This window comes from Streptomyces sp. KR55 (assembly GCF_052245645.1).
Lineage (GTDB): Bacteria > Actinomycetota > Actinomycetes > Streptomycetales > Streptomycetaceae > Streptomyces > Streptomyces flavusporus.
This window is the reverse complement of the sequence record NZ_JBQQCE010000337.1, coordinates 1-11018: the sequence shown is the minus strand read 5'-3', so window position 1 is coordinate 11018 and position 11018 is coordinate 1. Positions and strand designations below refer to the sequence as shown.

10 protein-coding genes and 1 pseudogene are annotated in these 11018 nt (G+C 72.4%); 6 read left to right on the top strand and 5 right to left on the bottom strand.

The annotated features are described in order from the left end of the window. Window positions 1–151: 151 nt before the first annotated feature. Both ACTWQJ_RS36280 and ACTWQJ_RS36275 read left to right on the top strand, forming a co-directional pair. Window positions 152–1054, top strand: a complete 903-nt coding sequence (locus tag ACTWQJ_RS36280; RefSeq protein WP_443310708.1) for a carbohydrate ABC transporter permease — start codon at window positions 152–154, stop codon at window positions 1052–1054. A gap of 97 nt (window positions 1055–1151) precedes the next feature. Further along, entirely contained in the window at window positions 1152–2588 is a 1437-nt protein-coding gene (locus ACTWQJ_RS36275) for a GH1 family beta-glucosidase (protein WP_443310707.1), read from the top strand. Between the two features lie 210 nt (window positions 2589–2798). Here ACTWQJ_RS36275 and ACTWQJ_RS36270 read toward each other — a convergent pair whose 3' ends face one another. Both ACTWQJ_RS36270 and ACTWQJ_RS36265 read right to left on the bottom strand, forming a co-directional pair. Further along, entirely contained in the window at window positions 2799–4184 is a 1386-nt protein-coding gene (locus ACTWQJ_RS36270; protein ID WP_443310706.1) for a sensor histidine kinase, read from the bottom strand. Then, window positions 4181–4885 (bottom strand): response regulator transcription factor, encoded by a 705-nt coding sequence (locus ACTWQJ_RS36265; protein ID WP_443310705.1) that lies wholly within the window; start codon window positions 4883–4885, stop codon window positions 4181–4183. The genes ACTWQJ_RS36270 and ACTWQJ_RS36265 overlap by 4 nt, the downstream gene beginning before the upstream one ends. 128 nt (window positions 4886–5013) lie before the next feature. Between ACTWQJ_RS36265 and ACTWQJ_RS36260 the strand changes: the two genes are divergently transcribed. After that, entirely contained in the window at window positions 5014–5538 is a 525-nt protein-coding gene (locus tag ACTWQJ_RS36260) for a hypothetical protein (protein ID WP_443310704.1), read from the top strand. Between the two features lie 10 nt (window positions 5539–5548). Here ACTWQJ_RS36260 and ACTWQJ_RS36255 read toward each other — a convergent pair whose 3' ends face one another. Both ACTWQJ_RS36255 and ACTWQJ_RS36250 read right to left on the bottom strand, forming a co-directional pair. Next, entirely contained in the window at window positions 5549–6418 is an 870-nt protein-coding gene (locus ACTWQJ_RS36255) for a spermidine synthase (protein ID WP_443310702.1), read from the bottom strand. 55 nt (window positions 6419–6473) lie between these two features. Then, entirely contained in the window at window positions 6474–6872 is a 399-nt protein-coding gene (locus tag ACTWQJ_RS36250) for a hypothetical protein (RefSeq protein WP_443310710.1), read from the bottom strand. Between the two features lie 298 nt (window positions 6873–7170). Here ACTWQJ_RS36250 and ACTWQJ_RS36245 point away from each other — a divergent pair, with 298 nt between their 5' ends. Next, window positions 7171–8613: a hypothetical protein gene (locus ACTWQJ_RS36245; RefSeq protein ID WP_443310709.1), complete on the top strand. Its 1443-nt coding sequence runs from the start codon at window positions 7171–7173 to the stop codon at window positions 8611–8613. 224 nt (window positions 8614–8837) lie between these two features. On the opposite strand, the gene ACTWQJ_RS36240 is transcribed toward ACTWQJ_RS36245, so the two are convergent. After that, window positions 8838–9431, bottom strand: coding sequence for a histidine phosphatase family protein (locus tag ACTWQJ_RS36240; RefSeq protein ID WP_443310701.1), 594 nt, complete (start codon window positions 9429–9431; stop codon window positions 8838–8840). 212 nt (window positions 9432–9643) lie between these two features. Here ACTWQJ_RS36240 and ACTWQJ_RS36235 point away from each other — a divergent pair, with 212 nt between their 5' ends. Both ACTWQJ_RS36235 and ACTWQJ_RS36230 read left to right on the top strand, forming a co-directional pair. Next, the gene (locus ACTWQJ_RS36235) at window positions 9644–10633 is read left to right on the top strand and encodes a phosphatase PAP2 family protein (protein WP_443310700.1); all 990 of its coding nucleotides are present in this window, start codon (window positions 9644–9646) and stop codon (window positions 10631–10633) included. Further along, window positions 10584–11018, top strand: a pseudogene (locus tag ACTWQJ_RS36230) (hypothetical protein); the annotation flags it as partial. The gene ACTWQJ_RS36235 and the pseudogene ACTWQJ_RS36230, both read left to right, overlap by 50 nt.

Genomic DNA, 11018 nt, shown 5'->3' with positions numbered 1-11018 from the left:
TCCCGCTGTACATGATGGTCGCCGAGCTCGACTGGTCCGACCAGCTGCAGGCGGTGATCCTGCCCTCGCTGGTCAGCGCGTTCGGCGTGTTCGGGATCATCAACTACGTCATCTCGCGCCGGCTGCGCGCCAGTAGTTAGGAGAACCGGCCGTGACGACGACACTGACTCCGCCGACCCCGCCGGAACAGAAGCCGGGGCGCATACGGCGTCCCAAAGCCGCCCGTGCCGGCGGCACCCTGCACGCCGGGCCGATCGCGTACCTCATCCTCGCCCTGTTCACCATCGGCTCGCTGTTCCCGCTGGTGTGGACGGCGATCGCCGCCTCGCGCGACAACCAGCGGCTGGCACAGAACCCGCCGCCGTTCTGGTTCGGCTCCGGCCTGTTCGACAAGCTCGAAATCGCCTGGACCGACGCCAACTTGGGCGAGGCATTCATCAACACCACGTTCGTGGCGGGGGTTTCGGCGATCACCATCGTCATCCTGTCCACGATCGCCGGGTTCGCCTTCGCCAAGCTGCGCTTCAAGGGCCGCAACGCCATGATGCTGATCGTGATCGGCACGATGATGGTGCCGCCGCAGCTGAGCGTGATCCCGCTGTACATGATGGTCGCCGAGCTCGACTGGTCCGACCAGCTGCAGGCGGTGATCCTGCCCTCGCTGGTCAGCGCGTTCGGCGTGTTCTTCATGCGGCAATACCTGATCCAGGCGCTGCCGGACGAACTGATCGAGGCGGCCCGGGTGGACGGCGCGAGCAGCTGGCGGGTGATCTGGCACATCGTGTTCCCGGCGGCACGCCCCGCGATGGCCGTGCTCGGCATGCTGATGTTCGTGCAGACGTGGAACGACTTCCTGTGGCCGTTCCTGGTCCTGACCCAGAACGGCAACCCGACCGTGCAGGTCGCGGTCGCGGGTCTGGGCCGCGGCTACACGCCCGACCAGTCCCTGATCATGGCGGGCGCGCTGCTCGGCACGCTGCCCCTGCTGGTGGTCTTCGCGGTCTTCGGCAAGCAGATCGTCGGCGGCATCATGCAGGGCGCGGTCAAGGGCTGACCTCCTGCTTTCCCGGGGGCCGGGTCACCGCCGCCTCGGCCCCTTCCTTCCCCCCATCTACCCGTCGGTCTCCACGACCTCCAATGGGAGCGCTTCCATGCCTGAGCCCGCAACGCCGGCGACCCCGGTGACCTTTCCTCCCGCCTTCCTCTGGGGCGCCGCGACCTCCGCGTACCAGATCGAGGGGGCGGTGCGGGAGGACGGCCGTACGCCCTCGATCTGGGACACCTTCAGCCATACGCCGGGCAAGACCGCGGGCGGCGAGCACGGTGACATCGCTGTCGACCACTACCACCGCTTCCGCGACGATGTGGCACTGATGGCCGAGCTCGGCCTGACCGCGTACCGGTTCTCGATCTCCTGGTCACGGGTGCAGCCGACGGGCCGGGGCCCGGCGGTGCAGGTGGGCCTGGACTTCTACCGCCGTCTGGTGGACGAGCTGCTGGCCCATGGCATCAAGCCGGCGGTCACCCTCTACCACTGGGACCTGCCGCAGGAGCTGGAGGACGCGGGCGGCTGGCCGGAGCGCGACACGGCGTACCGGTTCGCCGAGTACGCACAGATCGTCGGCGAGGCGCTGGGCGACCGGGTGGAGCAGTGGATCACGTTGAACGAGCCCTGGTGCAGCGCTTTCCTCGGCTACAGCTCCGGGGTGCACGCGCCGGGCCGTACGGAACCGGCAGCCTCGCTGCGCGCCGCCCATCATCTGAACCTGGCGCACGGACTGGGCGCTTCGGCCCTGCGCTCGGTGATGCCGGCCCGCAACTCGGTGGCGATCAGCCTCAACTCCTCGGTGGTACGGCCGTTTTCGCAGGGCCCGGCGGACCTGGCGGCGGTCCGGCGGATCGACGACCTGGCCAACGGTGTCTTCCACGGCCCGATCCTGCACGGCGCGTACCCGGAGACGCTGTTCGCGGCGACGGAGCTGGTGACCGACTGGTCGCACGTACAGGACGGCGACCTGGCCGCGATCAACCAGCCGCTCGACGCGCTGGGCCTCAACTACTACACGCCGACGCTTGTCTCGGCGGGGGACACGGAGGTGACCGGCCCGCGCGCGGACGGCCACGGGGCGAGCGAGCACTCGCCGTGGCCGGGCGCGGACGACGTGATGTTCCATCAGTCTCCGGGTGAGCGCACGGAGATGGGCTGGACCATCGACCCGACCGGCCTGCACGAGCTGATCATGCGCTACACACGAGAGGCACCGGGCCTGCCCCTGTACATCACCGAGAACGGCGCGGCATACGACGACAAGCCCGACCCCGAGGGTCGCGTCCACGACCCGGAGCGCATCGCGTATCTGCACGGCCACCTGTCGGAGGTCCGCCGCGCGATCACGGACGGCGCGGACGTGCGCGGCTACTACCTGTGGTCCCTGATGGACAACTTCGAGTGGGCGTACGGCTACGGCAAGCGCTTCGGCGCGGTGTACGTCGACTACGCGACGCTGGAGCGGACGCCGAAGTCGAGCGCACGGTGGTATGCCCAGGCGGCGCGGACGGGGGTGCTGCCTCCTACCAAGGAGGCCTAGACGGGGGGCGGGGCGCGACGCTGTGGGGGCGTCGCGCCCTGAAGGGGCGCGGGGCTCCATCTACATGCGGCTCCTCCCCCACTCTCTGCTGCTCCCCCACGCTCGGCTTCGCTCGCGCGGGGGGGGACCCCATGAGCGGGGGGATCCCCACCGTGGGCGCGACCGGCCACGACGCGCCCGCGGGTGGCGTACGGACTTCCAGCGGAGCGCTCAGGCGGAGAGTGATCTGCCCGGCCGGCGGCGTCTCACGGATCCCCGGTGACCGCGCCGGAGGGGCGCCCGCTCGCGCCCGTCCAGCTGGATCCAGATCCGCACCTCCGTGCCGCCGAGCACCGACGACCCGATGCGTACGTCGCCGCCGGTCGACTCCGCGAGCCGGCGCACGATGTCCAGCCCGAGTCCGGTCGAGCCGTCACTGCCGGAGCCCCGGCCGCGCGCCATCGCCGCCTCGGGGTCGGGTATGCCGGGCCCCGCGTCGGACACGAGCACGATCACCGCGTCCTCGCCGTTGTGCACGTCGACCGCGAAGGCGGTGCCCTCCGGGGTGTGCCGGAAGACGTTGCCGAGCAGCGCGTCGAGCGCGGCGGCCAGGTCGGCGCGGGCCACGGCTATCCGCACCGGCCGGTCGACGCCGGCCATGCGCACCTTGCGGCCCTCGTCCTCGGCCAGCGCCGACCAGAACTCCATGCGCTCCCGCACGACCTCGGCCGCGTCGCATCCGGCGCCCGGACCGGCCGCCGCGGTCTGCGGTTTGGCATCGCGGGCGGTCCGGATGATGGTGTCGACCTCCCGCTCCAGTTGGGCCACCGCGGCCCTCGTCTGCTCGGCGGCGGGCCCGTCGCCGAGGGAGGCCGCGTTCAGCCGAAGCACGGTCAGCGGGGTCCGCAGGCGGTGGGACAGGTCGGCCGCCAGCTCGCGCTCGTTGGCGAGCAGTTGAATGACCTGGTCGGCCATCGAGTTGAACGCCACGGCCGCCAGCCGCAGTTCCCTCGGCCCCGCCTCGGGCACCCGGGCGCCCAGCTTGCCCTCCCCCAGCTCGTGCGCGCCCTCGGCCAGGCGTTGCGCCGGCTGCACCATCCGTGCGCCCAGCCGGTCGGCGACCGCGACCGAGCCGACGATCAGCGCGAGACCGACCCCGGTCAGCACCGCCCAGGCCGTGCCCACGCCCTTGGCGACCGCGGCGTCGGGGATGAACACCTCGACGACGGCGATCTGACCGGAGCTCAACGCGACCGGCTGGAGCAGGGCCGAGCCGTCGGGCACCTCGGCGGTGGAGGCACGCCCCGTCTTCCGGGTGGCCGCCACGTCCGCGTCGGCGGCGCGCTGCCGCCCGATCTCCACGGCGTCCGTTCCGTCGCCGCCCGGTATGTGCACGGCCATCCCGGCGTCGGAGCCCGCGGAGGCGACGACCCGTTCGAGCTGAGCGCGGTCGGTGGTGATGGACAGCGCGGGGGCGATCTCCGCGGCGTCCCGCTCGGCGTTGGAGAAGGCGCGGTCACGGGCCATCTCCTTGATGACCAGCCCGAGCGGCACCGCGAAGGCGACCACGACCATGGCGGTGACGGCGAGGGAGACCTTGACCAGGGCCCACCTCATGGCTGCGCCTCCGCTCCCGGCGGCTCCAGCTTCACGCCGACGCCCCGCAGGGTGTGCAGATAGCGCGGCCGCGCCGCCGTCTCGCCCAGCTTGCGGCGCAGCCAGGACAGATGGACGTCGATGGTCTGGTCGTCGCCGTACGACTGCTGCCACACCTCGGCGAGCAGCTCCCGGCGCGGCACGACGACACCGGGCCGCCCGGCCAGGAAGGCCAGCAGGTCGAACTCGCGCCGGGCGAGGTCCAGTCGTACGCCGTCCAGCTCGGCCTGGCGGCGCAGCGGATCCACCGTCAGTCCGCCGACCCGCAGCACCGGTGAGGGCGGGGCCTCGCCGGCGGCGGCGCGGGAGCGGCGCAGCACGGCGGCGATCCGGGCGGACAGGTGCTCGACGGAGAACGGCTTGGTCAGATAGTCGTCCGCGCCGGCGTTCAGCAGCCGGACTATCTCCGTCTCGTCGTCCCGTGCAGTGGCGATGATCACCGGTACGTCCGTGATGCCGCGCAGCATCTTCAACGCCTCGGACCCGTCCAGATCGGGCAGACCGAGGTCCAGGATGACCAGGTCGAACTGGAAATGGGCGACCTCGCGCAGCGCCTCCAGTGCCGTACCGACGCTGCGCACGGTGTGCGAGGCGTCGGTCAGCTGCCGGATGAGCGCCGAGCGTACGAACTGGTCGTCCTCGACCACGAGCACACTTGCCATGCGCCGCACCGTACGCCATGCGGGAGAGAGCGGTCCGGGGCCTGTGGACAACTCCCGCTTGTGGAAAACTCCACGCCGCCCGTGACTCGTGGGACGCCCGTGACCCGCGTGCGGCAGTATGGCCCGCGATGCTCAGAGGAGTCGTACACGTACTGGCCTGGTCGCTCGCCACGGGCGCGGCGACCACGCTGTCGTGGTGGGGTGTCCACACGGTGATGGCGGACACGGCGTACGACCCACCGCGCGCCCTCCCGGTCACCGCGGCCGACCCGACCGCGCCCGAGCCGCGGTCCACGTCGGCGAGCACACACCGGCCGAAGCCTTCGCCGAGCGCGACCCCGTCGGCCACCCGCAAGCCGGCCCCGACCCCGTCCGCCACCCCGACCACCGGGGACGCGAGCCCCACCCCCACGGCCGCCGCCTCCACCTCGGGAGAGGTCAAGAGCTACGCCACCGAAGGCGGCCGGGTCGTCTTCGATCTCGGCGAGACCTCCGCGACGCTGGTGTCGGCCACCCCGGACACCGGCTGGTCGATGCAGGTGTGGAAGACGGAGACGTGGATCCGGGTGGAGTTCAGCGCGGGCGCCGAGCGGGTGTCGGTGTTCTGCACCTGGCACGACGGTCCACCTCGAGTGGACATCGGCACCTACTAGCGCTGTTGGCTCAGCGGAACACCGACGCCGGTGGTGCGGGTGACGCGACCGCTGCCGCGTCCGTGACCGGGGCGGCGCCGCCCGTGAAGTCGGTGAGTGTGCGACCGTGCTCGACCCGGCCGGGGTGCGGGTCGGAGGCGGCGCGGCGGGTCAGTTCGGTGAGCGGGAGCGGGTGGTCGGAGGCGACGAGGACCGCGTTGCCGAAGCGCTTGCCGCGCAGTACGGCCGGGTCGGCGACCAGCGCGAGTTCGGCGAAGCGGGCGGCCGCGGTGGCTATCTGGCCGCGCAGGTGGGCGAGGGGCGGGCCGTCGGCGAGATTGGCGGCGTACAGCCCGCCGGGCCTGAGCGCCCTGCGCACCTCGTCGAGGAACTCCGTCGAGGTCAGATGGGCGGGCGTACGGGCCCCGCTGAACACATCGGCGACCACGAGGTCGGCCCAGCCGTCCGGCACCTTGCCGAGGCCTTCGCGGGCGTCCGTGGACCGCACCCGGATGCGGGCGTTCGGCGCCAATGGCAGCTCACGGCGGACCAGTTGGACAAGGGGCGCGTCCCGCTCGACGACCTGCTGGGTGGAGCGGGGGCGGGTGGCGGCCACGTAGCGGGCGAGGGTGAGGGCGCCACCTCCGAGGTGCACGGCCTGAAGGGGTTTGCCGGGCGGGGCGGCGAGGTCGACGACATGGCCGAGGCGCCGCTGGTACTCGAAGGACAGATACGCCGGATCGTCGAGATCGACGTGCGACTGCGGCGCCCCGTCGATCAGCAGCGTCCAGGCCCGCGCCCGGTCCCGGTCGGGGATCAGCTGAGCAAGTCCCCCATCGACGGCCTCGGCGACGGCTTCGATGGCGGCCTGCGCTCGGCGGGCCTTCCTGGACTTTCCCATTCGGCCATTTTCGCAAGCCGCGAGCGGCTGCGCCCGCCCGGTCGGCCGGCGCACGTCAGCGGCAGCTGTCCGCCGCCTCGATCATCCGCGCCGCCTCTCCCAGCGCCCGCCGCAGCACCGCCGGATCCGTCGCCAGTTCCGCCTCGTCCGGGGGCAGCAGCCACTCCGAACCGGCGGCCTCCGCCTCGTCGGCCGGCGGCTCGGGGGCCAGACTCAGACCGCGCCCGTTGGTCTGCGTACACGTACTGCCCGGGACGTCCCACGCCGCCGCCGTCCCCGCCGGCACCACGAAGCCGAGGGTGTCGCCGCCGTCGTCGTGCAGAACGGGCCCGACCGCCTCGGCCTCGCCGCGCCGGAGAATGTCGACCGCTTCCAGCCCCTGCCGGGCGGGTACCGTCACAAGATCGCATGCGGGCAGCGGCGTACGAGGATCGATGCTCCGGCTGGTCTCCATCCCGGCCTCCACCACGGAACCCCTCCTTGGGCGAGCAGGTCGGGAGTCGGGCGGCTCCCGGTCCGCAGGGTTCAACGCCGTGGCGGCGTCAACGGCTACGGCGGAAGTGTGCCGCAAAGGATGGCAGTTCATGGCAGATCGCGTATGAGATATCCGGTTTGTAGCTAAACAGTGCGTGCCGGACCCGTCACAGCAGGTACGTTCTTGCCCGCCGGAAATCAGGGCACCACAGTGACCACTCGATTTAACTCGACCCGGATCCGGCATGGTTCGACGGTCCGCACTAGAGGACCCGGCCATTGCGTCGTCAACGGTGACCTCGTCCCAGCCCAACCGGCCACCGCGGCCGAACCTCGCCTTCCGGCGTCTGCGCGGCAAGCGCTCGCCCGCCGAGTTCGCCGCGGCGGTCCGTCGGGCCGCCCGGGAGATCGGCGAGCAGGTCAGCTGTGACGCGCGCTACATCGGCCGGGTGGAGGCGGGCGAGATCCGCTGCCCCAACTACGCCTACGAGCGGGTGTTCCTGCACATGTTCCCCGGACGCACGCTCACCGACCTGGGGTTCGCGCCCCGCGCATCCGTACGCGGACGCGGGGCGCGCACCGCCGCCGACCCGCCCCCCATGCCCACCCCGAGCCCCGCACCCACCACCACTGAGGCGCGCGGGGCCCATGAGCCGTATGACACGCAGGACCCGTACGACACGCACATCAACTACGAGGAGAGCGACGTGCTGCGTCGCGCATTCATGACCGGCGGTGGCGCCACGGTTGCCGCCGCCTCGCTGGGCCCCTTGGGGCTCGCCTTCGACGCGTCGGCCGCGGAGCGCCCCGTGCGCCGCGTCGGGACGAGCGAAGTGGGCGCCCTCGAAGAGGCCGTCCGCAGGATCCGGCTGCTCGACGACCGGCACGGCGCCGACGGCCTCTACCGGCGAGCGGCGGCACCGCTACGCGCCGCGTACGCGCTGCTGGACGCCGGCGCCACGCGGCAGGCGACCGCCGACCGGTTGCACTCGGGCGCCGGTGAACTGGCGATCTCCGTGGGCTGGCTGGCGCACGACTCGGGACGGTTCGACGACGCGCGTTCGCACTACGCGGAGGCGCTCGCGACCGCCCGGATGACCGGAGACCCGGGACTGGAGGCGCACGCCTTCTGCAACACGGCGTTCCTCGCGCGGGACGCCGGGCGCCCCCGCGAGGCGGTGCGCGCGGCGCAGGCTGCGCAGCGCATCGCGCGCCCTCTGGGATCCGCCCGGCTGATGTCGCTGCTCGCGCTGCGCGAGGCGGGCGGCTGGGCCGGGCTCGCCGACCGCACCGGCTGCGCACAGGCGCTCACCCGCGCGCATGCCCTCTACGAGCGGGGCGCCTCGGACGCCGACCCCGAGTGGATGAGCTTCTACGGCGAGGCCGAACTGGAGGCTCTGGAGGCGCAGTGCTGGTCGACGCTGGGCGACTGGCCGCGGGCGGCGCGGCATGCGCGGCGGGCGGCGCATCTGCAGGATCCGCACTTCAGCCGGAACATCGCGTTGTACACGGCGGAGCTTGCGGATGATCTCGCGCGCGGGGGGCGGCCGGATGAGGCGGCTGTTGCGGGGATGCGGGTGCTGGATCTGCTGGACGAGGTTCAGTCGTCGCGGATTCAGGCGATGTTGGCGGGGACGGCGCGGGTGTTGCTGCCGCATCGGCGGGCTTCGGGGGTGGGGGATTTCTTGGAGCGGCATGCTTCGTTGCCGCGGTCGGTGTGAGGGGGCGTCTGGGCTGAGCGGGGTTCGGGGGGTTCCCGGCGTTGTCGCTGGGGTGGGGATGGGTCGCGCTGCCCGGCGCTTGCGGGGTGCCTCCCCCACTCTCGGCTTCGCTCGAGCGGGGGACCCCCATCGCCCACCCGTGCCGCCCTGGAGGTCCCCCCAGGCCTTTAAGGCACTGGGGGAGGCACGACTGCCCGCAGCTACGGCGGGACGGGTACCCGCAGCTACGCCAGATGGCCGTAGTCGTTCCAGGTTTCGATTGCCGGCTCGCCGTATGCCCAGCTCAGTATCGACAGTGACGTTGGGTTCAGGCGGATGCGGGCTGCGAAGTCGAGGGGGAGGCTCAGCCAGCGGGCGGCGATCGAGCGGAGGATGTGGCCGTGGGCGAAGAGCAGGACGTCGCGGTCCTGTGAGCGCGCCCAGGTGACGACCTCGTCCGCGCGGGCGGTCACCTCGGCCAGGGTCTCGCCCTCGGGCACACCGTCGCGCCAGATCAGCCAGCCGGGGCGGGCGGCCTGGATGTCGGCCGGGGTCATGCCCTCGTAGGCGCCGTAGTCCCACTCCATGAGCGTGTCCCAGGTACGCGCGCGTGCGCCGAAACCGGCGAGTTCGCAGGTCTCACGCGCGCGTGCCAGCGGACTGGTGCGGACCTCGACCCCGGGGAGCCCGTCGTACGGCGCCTGGTGCAGTCGCTCGCCCAGCAGCTTCGCGCCGCGCCGCCCCTCGTCGAGCAGGGGGACGTCGGTCCTGCCGGTGTGCTTGCCGGACAGCGACCACTGCGTCTGTCCGTGCCGGGCCAGCAGGATGCGCGGTGCCATGAGAGGACGAGACCTTCCCGGGAGAACGGAGAAATCGGAGGCGGAACCCCTCCATCATCGCGCACGCTGTCCGGGGGCAACCCGGGGGGCGATCTCCGCGTCTATCAGGGCCGGGAGGCGCGCCCCCTCGAGGCGCCCACCCGTACGCCCTATGGTGTACGACCGGTCCGACGGCCGGGGCGCCGCGCGACGAGAAGGGGGAGGGCGATCGGATGCAGGCCGTGACACCGGGCATCGAGGCAGCCCCGCGACCCCGGCTCCGCTGGTTGACCGAACTGCCGCTGATCCTCCTGGTGTACGCCTGCTACTCGGCGGGCCGGCTCCTAGCCCGGGGCGATGTCTCCACCGCCGTCGACCACGGCCTGGCGATCCTGCGCATCGAGAAGGTCCTGCACATCAACGCCGAGCACCCTCTCAACCGCCTCTTCACGCGCGAGGCCTGGCTCGGCATACCGGCCGACTTCTGGTACGCGTCGCTGCACTACCTGGTCACCCCCGCCCTGCTGATCTGGCTGTTCAGATCCCGCACCAAGCACTACCGCGCGGCCCGCACCTGGCTGATGACCTCGACGTTCATCGGCCTGATCGGCTTCACGCTGATGCCGACCTGCCCGCCCCGGCTGCTGTCGGCCGGGTACGGCTTCGTGGACACGATGGCCCAGTACAGCTCGTACGGCTGGTGGGCCGGCGAGGCGAGCGCGCCGCGGGGGCTCGGCAGCATGACGAACCAGTACGCCGCCATGCCGAGCCTGCACGTGGGCTGGGCACTGTGGTGCGGGGTGATCCTGTGGCGGTACGGCGGGACGCGCCTCACGAAGGTGGCGGGCGTGCTGTATCCGCTGGTGACGACGATCGTGGTGATGGGCACCGCGAACCACTACTTCCTCGACGCGGTCGCGGGTGCGGCCGTCATGGGTGCCGGGCTGCTGCTGGCGCCGTATGTGATGCGCTGCGCGAACCGGGTCCGGACGCGGCTGGTGGCGCGCGTCGCCACCTCGGCGGGTGCCGCTTCGCCGGTCGCGGGTTCCGCCTCCTCCACACCGGGCTCTCGTGCCGCACGTGCCTCGAATGTCAGTGGCGGATGCCAGACTTCGGCGGGTGAGCGAATTCCACGGCAGCGCGAGTCACGGCTCGGACCGGGAGCCGAGCCGGGTGCCTCCCCCGCGGACACAGGGGGCGGCGCTCCGGCAGCAGCTCGCTGAGCTGCGCGGTCCCGACGTACCGGCCAAGGCACTCGACGCGCGCGCCCTCGCGGCCCTGGCCGCCAATCCCGGCTGCAAGCGGCGCGCCATCCTCGACGGCGCCGGGGTGAACAAGGCGGCGCTGGCCGGTGCGCTGGGCTCGCCGTCCGTGTTCGGGCAGTCCCAGTTCGCCTTCACGCGCGGCAACGCGTTCGAGAGCCGGGTCAAGGCGGACGGTGGCGCGGAGCTGCTGCGGCTGGCGCACGAGAAGCTGGACCCGGGCGCCGAACCGCCCGCACACGCGCGTGTGCCGGAGCTGTCCGCGATCGGCCCGGAGGGCCGCGCCGCCCGCACCGCGCTGGCGCTGCGCGAGGCCGTCGAGGCGGGCGGCTGGACGCTGCTCGAC